17 protein-coding genes are annotated in these 20,386 nt (G+C 63.3%); 8 read left to right on the top strand and 9 right to left on the bottom strand.

The window, feature by feature from the left end; genetic code table 11:
- Positions 1-2 precede the first annotated feature (2 nt).
- Genes RAS12_RS05600 through RAS12_RS05585 form a run of 4 tightly spaced genes read right to left on the bottom strand, consistent with a single transcriptional unit; the run spans position 3 to position 5,372 of the window.
- Positions 3-485 carry a Na+/H+ antiporter subunit E gene (locus RAS12_RS05600; protein ID WP_306945961.1) on the bottom strand — a complete coding sequence of 161 codons (483 nt, stop codon included), beginning with the start codon at positions 483-485 and terminating at the stop codon, positions 3-5.
- Positions 485-2,116, bottom strand: a complete 1,632-nt coding sequence (locus tag RAS12_RS05595) for a monovalent cation/H+ antiporter subunit D (RefSeq protein ID WP_306945959.1) — start codon at positions 2,114-2,116, stop codon at positions 485-487. Before RAS12_RS05595 ends, RAS12_RS05600 begins: the two co-directional genes overlap by 1 nt.
- Positions 2,113-2,457 carry a Na+/H+ antiporter subunit C gene (locus tag RAS12_RS05590; RefSeq protein WP_306945957.1) on the bottom strand — a complete coding sequence of 115 codons (345 nt, stop codon included), beginning with the start codon at positions 2,455-2,457 and terminating at the stop codon, positions 2,113-2,115. The genes RAS12_RS05595 and RAS12_RS05590 overlap by 4 nt, the downstream gene beginning before the upstream one ends.
- A complete protein-coding gene (locus RAS12_RS05585) occupies positions 2,457-5,372 on the bottom strand; it encodes a monovalent cation/H+ antiporter subunit A (protein WP_306945955.1) in 2,916 nt (971 codons plus the stop codon). The genes RAS12_RS05590 and RAS12_RS05585 overlap by 1 nt, the downstream gene beginning before the upstream one ends.
- A 558-nt stretch (positions 5,373-5,930) precedes the next feature.
- Between RAS12_RS05585 and RAS12_RS05580 the strand changes: the two genes are divergently transcribed.
- Both RAS12_RS05580 and RAS12_RS05575 read left to right on the top strand, forming a co-directional pair.
- On the top strand, positions 5,931-6,917 hold the full coding sequence (locus RAS12_RS05580) for a Bug family tripartite tricarboxylate transporter substrate binding protein (protein WP_306945953.1): 987 nt from the start codon (positions 5,931-5,933) through the stop codon (positions 6,915-6,917).
- Positions 6,918-7,363: 446 nt separating this feature from the next.
- Complete coding sequence (locus RAS12_RS05575) at positions 7,364-8,335, top strand: hypothetical protein (protein WP_306945951.1); 972 nt, start codon at positions 7,364-7,366, stop codon at positions 8,333-8,335.
- Here RAS12_RS05575 and RAS12_RS05570 read toward each other — a convergent pair.
- The 4 genes from RAS12_RS05570 to RAS12_RS05555 form a co-directional block, all read right to left on the bottom strand.
- Positions 8,332-9,201 carry a DMT family transporter gene (locus RAS12_RS05570; RefSeq protein ID WP_306945949.1) on the bottom strand — a complete coding sequence of 290 codons (870 nt, stop codon included), beginning with the start codon at positions 9,199-9,201 and terminating at the stop codon, positions 8,332-8,334. The genes RAS12_RS05575 and RAS12_RS05570 overlap by 4 nt on opposite strands.
- 570 nt (positions 9,202-9,771) lie before the next feature.
- A complete protein-coding gene (locus RAS12_RS05565) occupies positions 9,772-12,408 on the bottom strand; it encodes an AAA family ATPase (protein ID WP_306945947.1) in 2,637 nt (878 codons plus the stop codon).
- Positions 12,405-13,532, bottom strand: coding sequence for a metallophosphoesterase family protein (locus tag RAS12_RS05560; RefSeq protein WP_306945945.1), 1,128 nt, complete (start codon positions 13,530-13,532; stop codon positions 12,405-12,407). The genes RAS12_RS05565 and RAS12_RS05560 overlap by 4 nt, the downstream gene beginning before the upstream one ends.
- 162 nt (positions 13,533-13,694) lie before the next feature.
- Positions 13,695-14,996, bottom strand: coding sequence for a D-amino acid dehydrogenase (locus tag RAS12_RS05555; protein WP_306945943.1), 1,302 nt, complete (start codon positions 14,994-14,996; stop codon positions 13,695-13,697).
- A gap of 135 nt (positions 14,997-15,131) precedes the next feature.
- Between RAS12_RS05555 and RAS12_RS05550 the strand changes: the two genes are divergently transcribed.
- From RAS12_RS05550 to RAS12_RS05535, 4 genes are all read left to right on the top strand, one after another.
- Positions 15,132-15,599 carry an Lrp/AsnC ligand binding domain-containing protein gene (locus tag RAS12_RS05550; RefSeq protein ID WP_054422406.1) on the top strand — a complete coding sequence of 156 codons (468 nt, stop codon included), beginning with the start codon at positions 15,132-15,134 and terminating at the stop codon, positions 15,597-15,599.
- 135 nt (positions 15,600-15,734) lie between these two features.
- Positions 15,735-16,403 carry a DUF502 domain-containing protein gene (locus tag RAS12_RS05545; protein ID WP_306945938.1) on the top strand — a complete coding sequence of 223 codons (669 nt, stop codon included), beginning with the start codon at positions 15,735-15,737 and terminating at the stop codon, positions 16,401-16,403.
- Positions 16,404-16,441: 38 nt separating this feature from the next.
- Positions 16,442-16,684: an RNA-binding S4 domain-containing protein gene (locus RAS12_RS05540; RefSeq protein WP_306945937.1), complete on the top strand. Its 243-nt coding sequence runs from the start codon at positions 16,442-16,444 to the stop codon at positions 16,682-16,684.
- A gap of 39 nt (positions 16,685-16,723) precedes the next feature.
- Positions 16,724-17,299: a restriction endonuclease gene (locus tag RAS12_RS05535; RefSeq protein ID WP_306945935.1), complete on the top strand. Its 576-nt coding sequence runs from the start codon at positions 16,724-16,726 to the stop codon at positions 17,297-17,299.
- A 15-nt stretch (positions 17,300-17,314) separates the two neighbouring features.
- Here RAS12_RS05535 and RAS12_RS05530 read toward each other — a convergent pair whose 3' ends face one another.
- Positions 17,315-17,695, bottom strand: coding sequence for a nuclear transport factor 2 family protein (locus tag RAS12_RS05530; protein ID WP_306945934.1), 381 nt, complete (start codon positions 17,693-17,695; stop codon positions 17,315-17,317).
- Positions 17,696-17,839: 144 nt separating this feature from the next.
- On the opposite strand from RAS12_RS05530, the gene RAS12_RS05525 reads away from it, so the two are divergent.
- Positions 17,840-18,217 carry a DUF2784 domain-containing protein gene (locus RAS12_RS05525; RefSeq protein WP_306945932.1) on the top strand — a complete coding sequence of 126 codons (378 nt, stop codon included), beginning with the start codon at positions 17,840-17,842 and terminating at the stop codon, positions 18,215-18,217.
- 86 nt (positions 18,218-18,303) lie between these two features.
- Positions 18,304-20,238, top strand: a complete 1,935-nt coding sequence (locus RAS12_RS05520; RefSeq protein ID WP_306945929.1) for a tetratricopeptide repeat protein — start codon at positions 18,304-18,306, stop codon at positions 20,236-20,238.
- The last annotated feature ends 148 nt before the right edge of the window (positions 20,239-20,386 follow it).

Raw genomic sequence — 20,386 nt, 5'->3', positions numbered from 1 at the left:
TGTCATTCAAACATCTCCATCAACGGGCGCTCGTAGCGCTCCTGCACCAGCGTGATCCAGTCGTCTTCGTTCTGCAGATCAAGCACATGCAGCTTCAGGCGATGGTCGTCGGTCAGGTCCACCCAGACGGTGCCGGGCGTGTAGGTAACGATGCAAGCCAGCATCGCCAGGCCATGCGGATCACGCATGGTCAGCGGGATAAAAATGAACCCAGGCGAGAAATCATTGCGCCGCGGATTCAGGATCAGTTTGCCCACCGCGATGTTGGACTTGATGATGTCCCAGGTGACGTGCAGGAAAAGCGGCAACACCTTCCACAGCCGGTGCGGGCGCGCGTGCAGAGGACGCAGCCGCGACGCGGCCCACGTAAACCACAGAGCCAGCGCCGCACCCAACGCGATTTGTCCGGCGGACAGGCTTTCGTTCAGGACCAGCCACAAGACAAACAGGAAAACGGGCAGAAACAGCACATAGAGACGGCGCATCAGCTGCCTCCTTTTACGCCGCGCACGGTTTGCGCGGACATGACAGCATCAATGTAAGACTTGGGCTGATCCAGCGAGCGCGCCGCGTCGTCCAGATAGGCCGACACCGGGCCCGCGCCTGCCGCCAGACCCACGCACAAGAGCAGCAGCACCGCTACCGGCCCTGCCTCGATCACCCGCAGGCGCGGCGTGCTGCGGTCATCGCTGGCCCAGAACACCCGGATGCCGGTGCGGCCCAAGCCGATCAACCCGGCCAAGCCGGACACCAGCACCGCCGCCACCAGAATCCACGCATCGAACGGCGGCGCGGATTCATTGGCGGCAGACACCGCCGCCGACAGCAACGAAAACTTGGCGACAAAGCCCGATAAGGGCGGCAGCCCCGTGACGAGCAAGGCGCAGCAGATGAAGGCCAGGCCCAGGAATGCCATGGCGGCCGGAATGGCCACGCCGACCACGTCGTCTGACCGATTTACCGACGCGGGGTCGTCCAGATCGAACGCGTCCAGCGTTACCGCCAGCACGTTGGCGCCAAAGCTGCGCGTGCGTTCAATCAGTTCGGCCAGCAAGAAGAAAGCGCCTGTCGTCAGCACGGAGCTGATCAGGTAGAACAGCGCGGGCCCCGTCAGCGTGACGCCCGGCATGCCCAGCGCGGTCAGCAGCGTGCCAGCCGACACAATCACGCAGTAGCCCACCATCTTTTCGAGTTGCTGCGTGGCCAGCAGGCCCAGCGCCCCGAACAGCAACGTTGCCAATCCCGCGGCAAACATCCAGTCCAGGCTAAAGGCCGCGGGTGCGCCGGAAGGCAGCAGCAGCGAACCGATACGCAACAGGGCATAGATACCGACCTTCGTCATGATGGAGAACATGGCGGCAATCGGCGCGCCTGCCGAGCCATACCCCTTGACCAGCCAGAAGTTCAGCGGCCACGCCCCGGCCTTGACCAGAAAGGCCACGCCCAGAATCGCCGCGCCCGCCTCAAACAGCATGCGGTCGGCGCCAGTCAGGTTGCCTGCGCGCAGTGCCAGGTCAGCCATGTTCAGCGTGCCGGTCACGCCGTAGATCAGCGCAATGCTGATCAGCAGCAGGAACGAAGCTATCAGATTCACGGCGATGTATTGCAGGCCTGCGCTGACGCGCGCCACACCTGAGCCGTGCAGCAGCAAACCGTAGGATGCGGCCAGCAGCACTTCAAAGAACACGAACAGGTTGAAAAGGTCACCCGTCAGGAATGCGCCGTTCAAGCCCATCAACAGGAACTGGAACAAGGAATGGAAATGCACGCCTGCGCGGTCCCAGCGGGCCAGCGCGTAGGTCAGCGTCGCCAGACCCAGCACCGCGGTCAATGTCAGCATGACGGCGGCCAATCGGTCGACCACCAGCACGATGCCGAACGGCGCCGGCCAATCGCCCACCAGGTAGACCCCTACTCCGTCCGGCCAGACGCCAGGCACGGCGCCCCCCGCGACGGCCAGCAAGGCAATCGCCGCGGCGAGTTGGCCCAGCGTGGAGACGACTGCGATCGCGCCGCGCGCATAGCGGCTGGTATCGGCCAGCAAAAGCATCACCGCGCCGGCAAGCAGCGGAGTGATGATCGGCAATACAGGAAGATGTTGCAGCCAGAAACTCAAGATTGGGACTCCCGTCCATCAACGTGGTCGGTACCCGTGAGGCCACGCGAGGCCAGCAGCACAACCAGAAACAAGGCGGTGGTGGCAAAACCGATCACAATCGCGGTCAACACCAGCGCCTGGGGCAGCGGATCGGCATACCAGGAGGGATCATGCGCCACGGCAGAGTCCACCACAGGCGGGCGGCCCGACGTCAGCCGACCCATGCCAAAAATGAACAGGTTCACCGCGTAAGACACCAGCGACAGCCCCATGATGAACTGGAAGGTTCGTGGCCGCAGCAGCAGCCAGACCCCCGAGCCCGCCAACACGCCGATCGCGACGGCATAGATCAATTCCATCAGGCTTCCCCTGTTTGAGTGGCAGCCGCTTGAATTTCGGCGGCGGCCTTGCGTTGCGCGCGCAGCGATTGGTGAGCCAGGGCCACCAGAACCAGCACGGTGGAGCCCACGACCAGCATGTACACGCCCAGGTCGAACAGCAGCACACTGGACAGATGCACGTGGCCGATCAGTGGCAACGCGACATCCCAGGCCAGCGCGGCCAAGAAGGGTTTATAGGCCAACCACGCAGTAACTGCTGCCGTGCCGGCAAACAGCAGGCCGATCCCGATCCAGTTTTGCGGGTTCAAGCGGCTGCGCGACTCCACCCAGTACACGCCACCCACCATGTATTGCAGGATGACGGCCGTGGCAAAGATCAGCCCGCCGACGAAACCGCCGCCCGGCTGATTGTGACCGCGCAGCAGGAAGTACACCGAAATCAGCGCGGCGGTGGGCAACAGCAGACGCACCAGCACCGTCGGCACCATCATCGAACCGGTAGGCACCAGCGATTTGATGTCGGGCGCGGCCGGCACGCCGCCGTCCTGTTCCTTTTGCTGGCGCGGCAGATCCGCGCTTTCAGCGGCTGGGCGGAAGCGGCGCAGCAGCGCGTATACCGTCAACGCCACGATGCCCAGCACCGTGATTTCACCAAAGGTGTCGAAACCGCGGAAGTCCACCAGGATGACGTTGACGACGTTGGTACCGCCGCCGTCGGGCAAGGCGCGGTCAACAAAATAGGAAGAAATCGTATCGCCTTGCGGGCGCACCAGCACTGCGTAGGCCAGCGCTGCCATGCCGGTGCCGGCGGCCGTGGCCATCAGCAAGTCACGCAACCGGCGGCCACGCGCTCGCAGCGTGGCTTTGAGGGTTTCTTCGTCGTCCTTCTCGATCCGGCGAGGCAGCCAGCGCAAACCCAGCAGCAACAGGACCAGCGTGACGACTTCAACCGACAACTGGGTCAGCGCCAGATCGGGCGCCGAGAACCAGACGAAGGTCAGGCAGGTGATCAGACCCGCGCCGCCCGCCAACGCCAGGGACGCCAGACGGTGATACTTGGCTTGGTAGGCCGCGGCCAGGGCGCAGACGCCCCCCACCAGCCACAACAGCGCAAACGCAGGGTCCACCGGCGTCATGCGGCCCGTGCCCTCAAGCCAGCCGCCGCCGCGCAAAGGCAGCCAGGCAACAAACAACGCGCCCAGCACGATCAACAGCATTTGCACTTGCAGGCGCGAAGACGACACCCAGCGCAGCAGCCAGGCAGCGGCCACACTGGAGCCGTCCAGCAGGCTTTCAAACGTGCGGCGGCCATCCAGCCGATAAATGAACGGTACCCGGCCCGGGTTGGCGCGTTGATGGGCGCGCAAGGCCAGATACAGCAGCACGCCAGCCGTCGTGGCAACCAGACTCATCACCAACGGCAGGTTCAAACCATGCCACACCGCCAGGCTGTACTCGGGCATGTCTTTGCCCAGAATGCTCTGCGCGGCGGTCGCCAGGAAGGGACCCACCGTCAGGCTGGGCACCACGCCCACCAGCAGGCACATGAACACCAGCAAGGCGCTGGGAAACAGCATCCAGCGCGGCGGCTCATGGGGCGCGCGCGGCAGGTCGGTGGCCGGAGGGCCAAAGAACACTTGCAGAATGAAGCGCAAGGAATAGGCCACGCTGAACGCGCCCGCAATGGTCGCCACCAGCGGCAGGCCAATTTCCGTCCACCGGTCACCGCTGACAAAGGTGGTTTCGGCGAAGAACATTTCCTTGGAAAGGAAGCCGTTCAGCAAAGGCACGCCAGCCATCGACGCCGCCGCCACCATGGCCAGCGTCGCCGTAATCGGCATGGCCTTATATAGGCCAGACAGCCGGCTCAGATCGCGCGTGCCGGTTTCGTGGTCCACCACGCCCGCCGCCATGAACAGAGACGCCTTGAAGGTCGCGTGGTTGATCATGTGGAAGATGGCGGCCACCAGCGCCAGCGTGCTGTTCAAGCCCAGCAGCAAGGTGATGAGGCCCAGGTGGCTGATGGTGGAATACGCCAGCACGCCCTTCATGTCCTGCTGGAAGATGGCGGCATACGCCCCCAGCACCAGCGTGATCAGCCCTGCCCCGCCGATGATCCAGAACCATTCATCGGTACCCGACAGCACCGGCCAGAAGCGCGCCAACAGGAACACGCCGGCCTTCACCATGGTGGCCGAGTGCAGGTAGGCCGACACCGGGGTCGGCGCGGCCATGGCGTTGGGCAGCCAGAAATGGAACGGGAATTGCGCGCTCTTGGTCAGCGCGCCCAGCGCCACCAGAACCAGCACGGCCGGATACCAGGGGTCTGCGCGCACCAGGTCGCCAGACGCCAAGACGCGGTCCAGATCGTAGCTGCCGACGATATGACCCAGGATCAGCACTCCGGCCAGCAGGCAGAGTCCGCCCCCGCCCGTAACCGTCAATGCCATACGGGCGCCGCGGCGCGCATCCAGCCGGTGGTGCCAGTAGGCGATCAGCATGAAGGACGCCAGGCTGGTCATTTCCCAGAACAGCACCAGCTGGATCAGGTTGCCCGACAGCACCACGCCAAGCATGGCGGCCATGAAGGCTTGAAAGAAGGAGAAAAATCGCGGAACCGGGTCTTCCGGCGACATGTAATAGCGCGCATACAGCACTACCAGCGCGCCCATGCCGGAAACAATCAACGCAAAGAGCCAGGCGTAGCCGTCCATGCGCAGGGTGAATTGCAGGCCCAGGGCGGGCGCCCAGGGGATGTCCATCCGCACCACGCCGCCATTGGCGACGTCCGGGTACAGACTGGCAATCAGAACCACACAAGCCAGGGCGATAAGGCCAGCCAACCACGCCTCGGCATTGCGGGCGTTGGAAGGCAGCAGCGCGGCGCACAGGCTGCCGGCAAACGGCAGAGCGAGGATCAGGATCAGCGACATGGCGTTCCGAGAATGTCCGGGCCCCCTCCCGCCAGCGCAAGGCAGCGAGAGACGAAACAGACCGGGGATTGAATGACGGACGGAACCCTGGACCGGTGCGTCGCTGCACTACACGTTGCCCCGTGGGGACATCAACCAACGCCCATTGAACGGCGCAGACAGAAACAAACGCAATAGTTTTCTTGCAAGACCGGCCAAGAATCTCCCCCGAAAAATATCAGATTCTTGTAAGTTATGCAGGACTTTATGCGAAAACGAGGTGGATGACAGCACGATGACTGCGCAATGATTGCGCAATCGCAGGGATTCGAGCTTCGTTCATCTTATTGTCAGACATGGGTTTTTCCGTTAAATGACCGCAATTCCGGCTATCTATCCGTCACTCAAAAAATATTTTTTGATGGAAGCAGGGAGAATCCCAAGTTGACCGTAGGGGGATTCCTGTGTGGAATTGCGCCCACGAAGCGCTAGCTCAGTCTGCAACCCGGCAAAGCGCGCTTCACCGACGCCGGCCCAAGAAGCCGGCCGGCTCGGAAAACCATAATATGGAGAAGACTCTTGACCGTGCTGTCTCATGCCAAGGCCGTTCTGGCCGCCGCCATCGCAGGCGTCTGCTTTAGTTCCGTCGCGCAAGCCGCCGACCCTTACCCCAACAAGCCCATTCGTCTGATCGTGCCGTTTGCGGCCGGCGGCACCACCGACATCGTCGCCCGCATCGTGGCCGAAGGCCTGGGCCGTGAGCTCGGCCAGGCGGTCGTGGTGGAAAACCGCGGCGGCGGCGGCGGTTCGATCGGCGCCGATGCGCTGGTCCGCTCGGCGCCCGACGGCTACACCCTGGGTGTCGCCACCGTCAGCACCATGGCGACCAATCCGGCCACCAACCCCAAAAACCCCTACAACCCGCTCAAGGACTTCACCCCCATCACCAATCTGGTGAATGTGCCGAACGTGCTGACGGTGAATCCGGCGGTGCCCGCCAAGTCCTTGGCGGAGTTCATCACCCTGCTGAAGAACAATCCCGGCAAATACAGCTACGCCTCGTCGGGCGCGGGCGGCATTGGTCACTTGGACGGCGAGCTGTTCAAGTCGCTGACCAAAACCGACATGGTGCACGTGCCCTACCGCGGCTCGGGTCCGGCGCTGAATGACGTGATTGCCGGACAGGTCAACGCCCAGTTCGACAACCTGCCGTCGTCCATGCCCCACATCCAGGCCGGCAAGCTGCGCGCCCTGGCCGTGGCCGCGCCCAAGCGCCTGCCCGCCCTGCCGGACGTGCCGACCTTCAAGGAAGGCGGTTTGCCGGAAATGGACAATATGGCCTGGTACGGTCTGGTGGCGCCTGCGGGCACGCCTCAAGCCGTGGTGGACCGCGTGTACGATGCCGCCGTCAAAGCGCTGAAAGATCCGAAGATCGTCCAACGCCTGGCCGACGGCGGATCGCTGGTGGACGGCAACACGCCCGCCGAATACGCCGCACAGATCAAGCGTGAATTGGAGCTGCGCCAGCGCATCGCCAAGGAACGCAACATCGTCTCGACGAACTGATCGTGGCCTCCCGCCCAAGCCCGTCAACAAATAGCGGGTTTGGGCGGGTTGTATATAGGGACGCAACATCCCGTTTCCTTGTCAGCTTGACTGCAATCGCCCGGGTGGTAGCATCTGCCCCCGTGCGATCCGATTTTTCTCCCATCCCTCCCGCTGCCTGCGTCCTTTGCGCCCTGCGTTCAACTTTGTTGAGCTCGCAGGAAGTCGCCGCGCGTTCCGCTTACGCGCGCTCCAAGCCCGGCTAATCGCCGGCAAATCCTTGTCATCTACTGACTCCGACCGGCTGCCGGCGGTTTTCGCACATCCCTGCGTCTGACCGTCTGACATCTGCCGGCGGATGCCCTGCCGCGTGGCGGGGCGTCCGCGCCTGACCTCCCCAATGGTTTTATTGCCGCACGCCCGCCGGGCTTGCGGCCTGCCCACGCATCGACCAACGTTTAAGCGCCATGCAACTCACCAAGAAATTCGTCAAAGCCAAGAACCCGTGCGCGGGTGGCTACAAATGGTTCCTCCGCGATCACAACGGACAGGGGGACTATCAAGCCGTGCTTGACGCCTTGGTTGCTGACGGCCGCGTCAGCGACGCCTGCTGGCTGCTGGACCAGTTCGGTCCCACGGACGCCGTGTTGAAGCTGGATGCCGTGGACGCCACCGCCATCGTGTTTGCCGGCACGCTAGAGGTCCGCATGGGCATTAACGTAGATACCGTGGTGCGCGCGGGCCGCAGCATCATTACGGGCGGCGGTATCCGCGCAGGGGAAACCATCATGGCCGGTGAAAACATCACCGCAGCCGCCAATATCGCCTGCGGCGGCAATCTGCGCGCAGGCGGCGACGTCTCGGCCGACTGGGGCATCGAAACCGCCACGCAGGTGGATTGCGGCGGCAACCTGCGCGCCAAATGGGATATCTGCGCCGGGCAAGACCTGGCCGTTACCGGCCACCTGCATGCGGGGCAGGACATCCAGACGCAAGGCGCGATCAAATGCGGCCAGGGCATCAAAGCTGGCGGCGACGTGCGCGCAGAAAAAGAAATCAATGCGGCCTGCGGCATCCAGGCCGGCGGGTCTATCCAAAGCGGCGACCACCTGGCATCCGGCTGGGGCATGATCGCGGGCGCTGGTATCCGGGCCGAAGGATCGATCCGCGCCGGTGAAGGCGTGCAGGCGGAAGAACAGATCGAAGCTGGCGCCGGGCACGGCATCTACGCCGGGCTGAGTGTGCGGCTGGACGCCTGGTCCGTGTGCGCGCGCGTCGTCGCCCAGACGCGTCCCGCCCAACTGGTCAGCGGCCATTGGGCCGGTCAAGACAACGACGACAGCGCGGACGCCACCTGGGACCGCTGGGCGGGCGGCGCCAGCCCGCATCTGGCCACCCGCCTGTCAGCAGGCGACCAGAATCAGGGTTCGCGCAGCTAGGCGGCCGCCCTTGCCGGGCTGCGCATCACCAGCATCAAACCCAGCAGAATCGCCCCCATGCCGGCCAGGCTCAACGCGGACAGACGATTACCCAGAATCAGGTAATCCAGCGCCGCCGTGCCGGCCGGGATCAGGTAGAACAGGCTCGTCACATTGACGAGATTGCCCGCTTGGATCATGCGGTAGAACAGTAACGTGGCGCCGACAGATATCACCAGCCCCATCCAGATCAGCGGCAGGACGAGCCCCACCGCCCATTCCGCACGCACCGGCTGGAACGGTACGAACAACAGGCACAGCGCCAGGCTGACCGCGTACTGCAACGGCATCACATCCATGGGCGCCTGCTTGATGCGTTTTTGCAGAATGGCGCCCGTGGTCATGCAGGCCAGAGCGGTAAAGGCGAACGCCATCCCTACCGCCGAAAAGCGCGCCATGCCTATGCTTTGGTAGACCACCATGACCAGCCCGCCCAGCGCCAGGAACAACCCCGCCATGCGCGCTGGCGAGTAACGCCGCTCCATCACCGCCAGGGTCAGAATGGGCTGGGCGCCCAGCACCGTCGCCAGCACACCAGGCGTCACACCATGGTCCAGCGCCAGCAGGTAGCAGATGGAATAGCCGCCAATCAACAGCAAACCCGTCAACGCCACTGTTTTGCGCGTACCGGGGGCCGGCAACCAGCGTCTGCGTCGAGCGCAAATCAATAGCAGGACAGACAAAGCCAAGATAAAGCGCAGCAATAAAAAGCCAAAGGCGGATGCGTGCGACAGCCCCCATTTGGCAAAAATTGCGCCGCCGCTCCACAGCAGCACGAACAAGGCGGTCGAGCCATAAGCGGCCCAGGAAGATCGATCAAAAGACATGAAGATTCACCTGTCAGGGTAAGAACAGGCTCCAGCCCGCCGCGCGCTTGCGGTGTAAGGCAAGCGCGCACGGATCAGCCGCGCATGGCGGACGCACGTTGCGTCAACGCATCAAGCGGACTGAATGGGAAAGGGCTGGAGTCGCGTAGGACGGCCGGCGTTTAGCCGGACACGACCGCCGACGGCGGGTATGCGCCCGAGACCGCGCCAAACGTGGGCGGCGAGACTGGCGGCGATACGACCGTGGCCAAGACAGGAGAAAAAACGGGGGAAACAACAGAAAAATCAGCGCGAGAGAACGGCGCACGCAAAAGACCGCCTGCTGCGCAGGCAGCGGATGCGGGGTCGGTGGCGTGTGTCAGTTCAGGCATCCGCGTAGGCTACCGGCCGCGCTTCTTGGCGTCAAGCGGGCCGAGGCCGTCAAGCCTTGACCGATGGCCAGACTAGGCGCATCCGCCGACCCGGTGTAGAGCAATGCGCGATCAGGTGCTGGGCGACGCCCGATCTTGTGCTGGGCAATGCCCGGTCAGATTCTGGGCACCGCCCGATCTGGTGCAGGACACCGCCCGATCACCCCCCGATGCGTCTTTGTTCGACTCCCATATCGCGCCAGGCTTCTCCGTGGCAGGTGAACATCAGGATCTGATGCCGTGTGGCGGCGTCGAAGAGCGCGCGCTTCATGAAGTCGCGGCGCGCGTCGTCCGTATGGACCAGCGCATCATCCAGCAGCAGCAAGGTCGGGCGCCCGGCTTCTTGCAGCAGATCGGCGTAAGCAAAGCGCGCCAAGATACCCAACTGCTCACGCGTGCCAAAACTGAGCGCATCAAGCAGGTCTTCACCACCGCCACGGCGCAGCGCCGTAGGCAGCAAGGTGTCGTCCAGCCGTAAGGCGGCTTCAGGGAATAGCAGCGCCAGGTAGTGGTTGAGGCGGCGCGCAAGCGGCGCTTGCAGCCTTTGGGTGGCCGCTGCCCGCTTGTCGGTGAGCAGCTTGAGCAGCAAGTCGAGCGCAGCAGCGCGGCGTGCCAGTTCGTCCCGGCGGCGTTCCAGCCGTTCGCACGCGGCCGTGGCCTCGGACAGGCGTTCACCCAGCCCTTGGGCGCCCGCCTGATCCAGCTTGCCTTGAAGTTGCAGGATCTCGCCGTGACGTTTGTGCTGGGCGTCGCGTTCAATCGAGGCCGATTTTTCAAAGCGCTGTGCGTCTTGTTCCAGTAGCTCCGGCCGGTGTTCAGCCAGCGCAGCTTGCGCTTCGCGCACACGGCGTTCAAGTTCGTCGTGGCTACTGCGCACTTCTGCCAGCCGGCCAGCGCGGGCCTGCCGTTGGGCAGCAAGTTCTGGGGACTGCAATTCCGTGCCGCGCGCCGCCTGCCCTTCCAGCAATTGGGCGCGGGCGCTATCGGTATCCAGCGTGCGTTGCGCGGCGGCCAAGGTTTTGTCGGCCTGCGCAAAAACAGATTCTGCTTCGCGCAGCGCTTGCGTGGCCGTAGGCAGGTCAGGCAGACCGGCTTCCTGCTCCGTATCCGTCACGGCAGAGAGTTTTGCCAGACGCTCTTGTAACGACGCCCGGCGGGCCAGCGCGTCATCGCGTTGGCCCCGCAACACATCCAGGCCTTTGGGCGCATGGATGGCCAGCGTCTTGCGCATGCCGTCCAATTCGCGCAGCAGGCTGCCGTGACGGGCGTGGCGTTGCTCGGCATCAGGCAGACTTGCCACGCCCAGGCGGTCGAGCAAGGCTGCCCACGCGGCCTGCAAACTAGCCAGTTCGTGCTTGAGCGCAGGCAGGTCCTGCCCACCGGGTTCGATGTGCAAACGCCCCAATCCAGGCAGTTCAAGTTCGGCGGCGGCTGTAATCAGCACCTGATCAGCGCTGGTCAGCCGTTTGCCGTCCAGCAGTATTTCCCGGCCCGGTTCCAGTTGGCAGGACAGACGCGTTGCGATGGCTTGCTGACGCAATTGCAAGTTGGCCAGTTCGCGTTCCGTCTTGCGCAATGCGTCGATATCGGCGTCCGAGATTTCGGTACGGACGGCTTCGGTCTTTAGCGTGGAGCCTTGTTCGATGATGGCCGTAACGGCTTTCAAGGCATCGTCCAGCCGTTCGATCTCGGCATTGAGCTGGGCCAGTTGATGATCCAGATCACGCCGGTCGGCCACCGCCTGCACCGCAGCCACGCGCAGCCGCGCCGCATCGGCCGCTGCGGCATATGCCTGACGCTGTTGCTGGGCGCGTGCCAGGGGTTCTTGCGCGGCCTGAACGCGCACACGCGCGGCCTGTGCTTCTTTCAGCAGGGCTTGATAGTCGGATTCGTCTTGCTGGTCGCGCCGCACTTGATCTTGCAGCAGGGCTAGCGTCTGCGCAGCCTGCCCTTGTTCGCGGCGCAGGCCGTCGAAGGCTTCGCGCTCTTTGGCCAGCGCGGCAAGCTGCCCTCTTGCGAGGACTGCCCGGGCCTCGAAGTCTTTCCAGGGTTCGGATGCCTGGGCGCGTTCGTGCTCACGGCGCAGTTCGGCCAGCCGGTCGACATCTGCATTCAACTGGGCCATGGCCTGTGCGCAATCGTCGCGCTCGGCCACAGCGCGCGCCAACGCATCTTCGGCATCTTTGTAGATGCCCTTGGGGCGGCCGTTACGCGCATCCAGCAAGGCAGCGCGTTCGGCCGACACACGGTCAAACAGCCTGTCGCCATCGGTGGACGTCAGCTCGCCCGACAACTGGGTCAACGCGTCGCGTAAATGCGTGCCCGCATGGCCTGCGGCCTCTTGCAGGTTATGGCCGTCGCCCTGCTGTATCCATAACAAACCCGGAATGCCTGCAAGATCCGGCTTGCTTTGGCCGCGCCCGGGCATTTCAAAGCCCAGCAAGGCCGCCAGCGCATTTTCGGCTTCTTCGCCGTCCAGCCGCTGCGCGCCGTCGTCAATCAGCAGTTCACAACGGGCCCGCGACAAAAATTGTTTTTTCAGCACATAACGATGCCCTGCGTGCGCGAACGACAGTTCAACGCTGGGCCGGGCGCCAGACTCGCCACGCGGCGCCAGATCGGCAACCTTGCTGGTGCTGTAGCGCTCTAGAAAGGCGGCGCGTATGGCGCTGGCGATGGTGCTTTTACCGGCCTCGTTGGGCCCGACAAACAGGTTCAGGCCGTCTTGCAAGCCGTCCAGCACCATGGGCTGACGAAACTTGCGGAATTCTTCAAGTGCGATGCGGGTCAGCTTCATTTGGAGCCTCCCGCCGTAGCGCTTTCTCGTTGAAACCTGAGCAGCAGCCGCAGAGCCTCGCCCGCCACGGCAGACTGTTCAGCGTCGGCCTGTAAAGCCTGTAGTTGGGCTGCGACTTCGCTCACGTAACCACTGGCGCCCAGTTCGGCCAGATCGGCCAGGTCGGGTTCCAGAAGCAATCCGGACAAGTCCGGCAACAAAGCCCGAACCTGCGCGGCAGCCAGGTCCACAGCGCGCTGCAAGGCATCGAAGGTTTCCAGATTGACGTGGCCCTGCACATCCAGCCGCAGCACATCTTCGGCGCGCAGCGCAGCCAGTCTGCCGGCCAGCGCGTCAGCGTCGGTGGGCAAGCTGATGGTTTCAGTCCAGGCTGACCAGCGGTACTTGCCCGTGGCCACGCGTTCCACCACGGGTTCTGCGCCCGCCTGCGAAATGCGCACGTCCAGCACGTAGCCGGGTTCGTTGCCGCGGAAGCGGTCTTGTTCTGGCGTGCCCGCGTACCAGGTGCGTGCGTCTATGGACAAACAACCGTGCCAGTCGCCCAGCGCCAGATAGTCCAAGCGGGCGCGCGCGCTGCGATCAGGCGCAATGGGATTGGTGGCGTCTATGGTGTCAGGCAAGCGGCCCGCCACGCTGCCGTGAGCCAGGCCCACGCGCACGCGCCCCGCCTCTGTTTCCAGCGTGTCGAAAGCCTGGGTGACGTCGTCGTAGGTATGACGTTGCGTGAGCGGCGCCGCCAGCACGGCAAGATTGATTGCGGGCAGGTCCACAACGCCCGTGCGCAGCGGCACGTGAACGTTGGCTGGAATGCAGCCCAGTTGCATGGCGCGAGTCCAGACGCTGTCGGCCAGCGCGGCATCGTGGTTGCCCGCGATCATGACCCAGGGGCCTGCGTAGGAACCCATGGCGGCAAAAAGCCGGCGGATCGTGCGGTCGGATACGCCTTGGGTATCGAACACATCGCCCGCGACCAGCACAGCGTCCACGCCACGTTCAGCCGCCAAGGTGGCGATACGCCCCACGACGTCAAAGCGTGCCTCGGCCAGCAGCGCGGCATCATCGGTTTCGAACTGGCCGTATTGCCGGCCGATCTGCCAATCGGCAGTATGCAGAAAATGGGTCATGCGGCGATTTTGGCACAAGCGGCCGGAATCAAAAAAAGCAGGATGACCAATCGATCACAGTGCCGATCCGGCAACACAAAAACAAAGGCCCGATCAGCGTTTTGCGCCAGTCGGGCCTTTGTGGACCCGGCTTTTGGCCGGCGTCCGGTTAGCGGGGAAATATCAGGCGCTTTTGCCGCCCAGCACCAGCGACGGATTGGAGGCCGCGCCGCGTTCATAACGCGACAAGCTCAGTCCATCGGTGCGGATGGCCGGGCGCTGACCCATGACCTGATCGGCCACCAGCTTGCCGGAACCGCAAGCCATGGTCCAACCCAGCGTGCCGTGGCCGGTATTCAAATACAGATTGGCGTAGCGGGTGGGACCGACAACGGGCGTGCTGTCCGGCGTCATCGGGCGCAACCCCGTCCAGAATTCGGCTTGCGACACATGGCCGCTGCCCGGGAACAGGTCATTTACGACCAGTTCCAGCGTCTTGCGGCGGGCGTCCTTCAAGCGCAGGTCAAAGCCTGACAGCTCGGCCATGCCGCCCACCCGGATGCGGTCATCAAAGCGCGTTACCGCGATCTTGTAGGTCTCGTCCAGAATGGTCGAAACCGGGGCCGCGGCCTCGTCCTTTAGCGGAATAGTCAGCGAATAACCCTTGACCGGGTAGACCGGCAAGTCCAGCCCCAGCGGCTCCAGAAAACCACGCGTATAGCTGCCAAAGGCCGCCACGTATCGGTCCGCCGTCAGCACTTCGTTGCCCACGCGCACGCCGGTAATCTGCCCGCCAGCGGTGTTCAGCCCAGAAACGGTCTGGTTGTAACGGAAGTCCACGCCCAGAGCCGTGGCCATTTTGGCCAGACGCGTCGTGAACAAATGGCAGTCGCCGGTTTCGTCGTTGGGCAGGCGCAGTCCGCCCGCCAGTTTATGGATCGACCGGGCCAACGCGGGTTCGGCCGTGACCAGACGGCTGCGATCCAGCAGTTCATAGGGCACGCCCACTTCTTCCAGCACGGCGATGTCGCGGCGGGCGGCTTCCAGCTGCGCTTCTGTGCGGAACAACTGCAAGGTGCCGCGCGTGCGTTCTTCGTAGTGGATGCCGGTGGACGCCCGCAGCTCGCGCAGGCAGTCGCGGCTGTATTCGGCCAGACGCAGCATGCGTTCTTTGTTGACCGAATAGCGGTCGGCCGAACAGTTGGCCAGCATGGCGGCCATCCACTTCAACTGATACAGGCTGCCGTCCAGCCGGATCGCCAGCGGCGCGTGTTTCTTGAACAGCCATTTGATCGCCTTCAGCGGAATGCCAGGCGCGGCCCAGGGCGTGGAGTAGCCCGGCGACACCTGACCCGCGTTGGCGTAGCTGGTCTCTTGGGCGGCGTCCGGCTGGCGGTCCAGGACCGTCACCTTCGCGCCCTGGCGGGCCAGATAATAGGCGGTGGTTGTGCCGATAACGCCGCTGCCGAGGACGATCACATGCATGATTCTTTCCGCTAGTTGGATTTGCTCAGGAATTTCGGTAGTCTATGACCCTCTTCGCAGTGAAAAGCACTGAAGATTTCGATTTACCAGTGCTTTTTCTCGGGCCACCCTTGTTTATCGATCGCTAAAAGTGAAATGCGCGACCTAGACCGAATTGACCTGAAAATTCTGGATATCCTGCAACGCGAAGGCCGCATTTCGGTGACAGAATTGGCCGAGCGCGTCAGCCTGTCGGCAACGCCTTGCTCGGACCGGGTCAAGCGCATGGAACGCGAAGGCGTCATCACGGGTTACCATGCGCGCGTCAATCCTGCGGCGCTGGGCAAGAACCTGCTGGTCTTCCTGGAAATCAAACTTTCCGCGAAATCGGGTGACGTGTTCGACAAGGTCAAGAAAGAGCTGTTGTACGTGCCCGAAGTCATGGAATGCCATCTGGTGTCTGGCGATTTCGACTATCTGGTCAAAGCCCGCCTGACGGAAATGAACGAATACCGCCGCCTGCTTGGCGAAATCCTCAAACGACTGCCTGCGTCGGCCGAATCGCGCAGCTATGTCGTGATGGAGGAAATCAAGGAAACGCTGTACCTGCCCGTGGACCGGTAGGCGGCCCGCCGCCCTGGCATCTGGCGCAGCCTGCCTGCGGCCGCTTGTTACCGGGCGGCGCGTTATCGGGCTGCTATGCTGGCGGCCCTCTGATGTGCGCACGGCGCCATCCGACCCCTCTTTTTGTTTCTGCTTATGACACGTCTCTATAAATATTTCTTTCGCGGTCTGATCACGGTACTGCCGCTGGCCCTGACCATTTATCTGCTCTACATCTTCCTGGCCTGGACGGAAGCCGTGGCGCTGACCTTCCTGCGCCCCTTCATCGGCGGCTTCTATATACCCGGCATGGGATTGGCGCTGGGCATTCTTGGCATTCTGGCCATTGGCTATCTGGTGTCCAAACAGCGCGTGCAGCGTGTTTTGACCCTGCTGGAAATGCCATTCACGAACCTGCCTGTCGTGAAAAGCATTTATTCGTCGTTAAAGAGTTTTGCCGACTACTTTTCGCCTGGCTCCAAGAACACCGCGCAGCAAGTTGTTATCCTGCGCCTGCCGGGGCAGCAGTTGGAGCTGGTCGGGCTGATCACCCGCCGCAATGTGGACGGTTTGCCCGAAGGCTTCACGCAGGGCGACCGCGTGGCCGTGTACCTGCCTATGGGTTATATGATCGGCGGCTACACCGTCTTCGTGCCGCAGGAATGGGTGCAACCCATTCAGATGTCGGTCGAAGAAGCGATGCGGTCTTCGTTGATTGCGTGGATGGCCCGCGCCGAAAGCCCCGTCCGTCCGCCAGCCGCAAATGCGTCCGACGCGCCTGCCGCGCCCTCCAGCAGTTCCGACAATAGCGGCGGCCCGGCCTGACAGGCGCCCGTCTTCTGAACCCCGACCCAGCACGACTCATGCCCCTAATCGAATTCACGCTTGCCGACGGCAGCCCCTATATTGAAATCAACCAGCTGTTGAAGGCCACTGGCGTATGTGACAGCGGCGGCGCGGGCAAGATGCTTGTGGCCGAAGGCTACGTCAGCGTCGGCGGCGTGGTTGAAACCCGCAAGACCGCGAAGATCCGTGGCGGCCAGATCGTCACCTGCGGCGATGTGCGCATCGTGGTGCGCGCTGCCGAAAACGCCGGCGACGCATAAAGCCGACGCCCCTTCCACTCTGCAACGCCGCGAGCCTCCATGAAATTCAAGATGTCCCAGAACTCCATCTTTGCCGTGCTGCTGCGCTCGCCCTGGTGGATGAGCGCCGGCGTGGCCGTGCTGTTGTGCGCGGGCGGTTTCGCCGCCCTGCCGCTGGATTACGCGGCGATGGGCGTGTTTGCGGCGGTGCCGTTCGCCGTGATTTCGATCATGGCCGCATACAAGCAGTTGCGCGCGCCTTCCAGCACACGCGTGCAAGCCGTGGCCGAAGCCACCGCCGCCATGTCGTGGGCCGACTTCGCCAACGCCGTCGAAGCGGGTTTCAAACGTGATGGCTGTGAGGTGCAGCGCCTGCAAATTCCGGGCGCTGATTTCGCGTTGACCAAGGACCGCCACGTGGCCATAGTGAGCGCCAAGCGCTGGAAGGCTGCCCGAGTCGGCGTCGAACCCTTGCGCGAACTGCAAGCCGCCCGAGAAAAACGCGGCGCCCGCGAAGCGATCTACATTGCGCTGGGCGACGTATCGGACAACGCCTGGGCCTATGCCAAGGCGCAAGGCGTGTCGCTGATGACGGCGCCCGAACTGACCAAGCTCCTGCGCGACCTGAAAGTCTGAAGGCAGCGGCGCGCGTCAGACCACCATGACCGAACTTGCCGCAATCACGCGCCACTGGCCGGAAGCCTCATCCGGCGCCCAGGTCCGCATGAAACGGAACGTGCCGTTGGACGGCACGCCGTTATAGCGGCCGGTAATACGGGCCTGCACCGAGACCACCGCGCAATCACCGCGCACCAGGACGCATTGCTCGGACAGATCCAGATCCACAATCTTCAACATGCCTGAACGATGGGCGTCCAGATCGTCTTCCCGCGTAAACGTCCAGCCCATATGGTTGGTGAACAACAGCTCCGGGTCCAGCAAGGCTTCCAGCGCCGCGACGTCCGAGGCCAGCATCGCCTGGCGCAACTGTTCTTCAGCGGCTTGAATGCGCGCTGCTATCGTGTGGCTCATGGCCCGTCCTTGATCAGCAATTTAGACGCCGCATTCTATTCGGTCATCAAGCGTCTTGCTTTGTTGCCAATGACCCGCGCAACGCGCGCCAGCTTACGATTAAATGCGCATCCTGCTTCAACGTAAGCCCACTGAGATTTTCCGATGACCTATCGCATCCTTGCCGACCTGGTGCTTGTCGTGCACGGCCTCTTCGTCGCCTTCGTGGTGTTTGGCGGCTTATTGACACTATGGAAACCGCGCATCGCGTGGTGGCATCTGCCCGCGCTGGCATGGGGCGCCATGGTGATAGGTATGGGCTGGATCTGCCCGCTGACGCCTCTGGAAGTGTCCCTGCGCACACAGGCCGGCCAGCAAGGCTATGCGGGCGGTTTCATCGAACACTACGTGCTGGGCATCATCTATCCCGCCGGCATCACCCGAACCACGCAGATCGTTCTGGCCGCTTTGCTGATCGTGGGCAATATCGTTGTCTACACAGTATGGGCAAAGCGACGCCGACGTTCGCCGGGCCAAGCTTGATACTGCAATGCTTTGGCGGGCGAGGTCACAGCGGCTGCCTTATCATGTAGCGCATCCGGCGCAACGCCTGAACCATGGCCCTACGCATGAGCTTATTGAAGAAACTGTTTGGCAAGACCCCACCTGCGGAGTCATCTTCGGCAGCAGAAGCCGCGCCCGTTCCCGCTACGGCGCTCGCCTCAGCGCCCGCCGCAGTCACCGAACAGAATCCCGCCGAGAACCCCAACCTGATCCGCGCCTACGACGCCTATGGCCGCGAGATCTATGTCACACGCGAACAATGGCGCGACAACGTGCTGCTGGGCGCGATCGAACAGAACTGGAATGACGCCGAGCAATTGGCCGGCCTGATCATCCAGTCGCTTAACGACAATTTCTTCGAAGAGATGATCCGCCCGGCCGAACGTCTGGTCGAGCTGGACGCCAACAGCGAACGCGCTGTCGTGCTGCAAGCCATCGTCTACATGAAGGTCGGCCGCTTGGACGACAGTGAAAAAGTCCTGCTTGCATACTGCGCGCAGCACGGGGACACCGGCATTGTTCTGACCAATCTGGCCAAGGTCCATGCCGAACGCGACGATGAATCCAAGACGCTGGAGACCTTGTGGCGCGCGCTGCAACTGGACCCGAACCAGGACAACGGCTTGGGCTGGTATCAGGCCATACACCAGGACCACGGGGGTGACGTCGCGGGAGTCACCGCCATGCGCAAAGTTGCCGCCCTGCCCCACAGCTGGCGCGCGCAACTATGGCTGGCACGCGGCGAACTGGGATCGCACAACTACGCTGGCGCGATCGCGCTGTACCGGGAATCACTGGCACGCGCAGGCAAACCCGTGCCCGCAGACCTGTTGATGCAGATGAGCGGCGACCTGGGCAACGCCGGGCAGATTCAAGAAATTCTGCAACTGGCCGGACCGCATTTCGATGTGCAGGCCCACGGCATGCGAGTCGGCAACAACCTGATCAAAGCGCTGATGTATCTGGGTCAGCTGGACGATGCGCAGCGGCTTCTGAACCAGCTGTATGCGCAGAACCGTCCCGACTGGAAGGAAAACCTGGCGTATTGGGATGGCGAATTGGCGCAGGCCCGCATTGGCGATGGTGTGGTGGATCAACCGGAGGCCCTGCGTTTTTCGATGCTGCTGGGGCGCGGCCCGGTCTGGCTGGCGCCCGTGTCGCCTGCCGCCGTTCTATATCCAGCCATCCCGCCCGGCCGTCCGCTGATCACCTTCCTTGGCGGCTCGGCCGACGTTGGCTCAACCGCAGACCACGCGCAACGCCAACTGGCAGACCCCGCAGGCCGCCTGAGCCGCGCGCTGCCCTTGTACCTGAACGAACAGGTGGCGCTACGTTGCGGCCTGCGCACGCAAACGCTCGTGCCCTGGCTGGCCGAACCCGATCCCGGCTTCGTGTTGAGCAGCAGCGCGTGGCCGGACGCAGACGCCGTCCACCACGCCCGGCAATGCGAACAGCCCAGCGCCTATGTGGTGGTGTCGCATCTGGTCACCAAGGCTGATCCCTGGACGGCAACGGTTCGCGTACTGCGCATGGAAGACGGCTCATGTATCGGCGAACAGTCTGCATCATTTTCTATGGCGGACCCAGCGCAAGCAGTCAGCTCATTGGCGGACAGCGTGCTGCAATGGATAAGCCGTGATGCAGGCGCCACCGTTCAGGCCCCGCCCGCCGCGTACCGCGTGCCCGAGGGAGCATCGTTTCCCCGATATCTGCTGCGGCTGGAGCAATTGCTTGCGGTCCGCTGCAACAGCGCAGACGCCAACCGGCCCGGCGCATTGAATGGTGAACGCGAGATCATCGATGGCAATCTGCGTCAGTGTCTGGAGATGCCTGACAGCGTCAACGCCCGTTTATTGCTGGCCCAAACCGTTCGCGCCATGAAAAAGATCCGGCCGGACGTGGTGGCGGAATTCGATGCGCATCTTGCCAGACTGCAATCCGAACATCCCCTGACAGAACCCGCACAAGGGATCGTGCAGGAATTGCTGGACCAGGCGTAGCGGCAGCGCCCCTGCCCGGCCGAGCTCACCGTAACGCGCCTCCAGCCGCCTGGATATCCGGGCAACTGGCGGTGTATTCTCGAAGACGAGCCGCGCCTGCCATCCAGGCGCGCAGTGCAAAACAAAGCATGTAGCGCCTACCCGCGCC

Source organism: Achromobacter seleniivolatilans, assembly GCF_030864005.1.
GTDB classification, from domain to species: domain Bacteria; phylum Pseudomonadota; class Gammaproteobacteria; order Burkholderiales; family Burkholderiaceae_B; genus Achromobacter; species Achromobacter seleniivolatilans.
The sequence above is the reverse complement of the archived record's forward strand: the minus strand, read 5'-3'. Positions and strand labels throughout refer to the sequence as shown.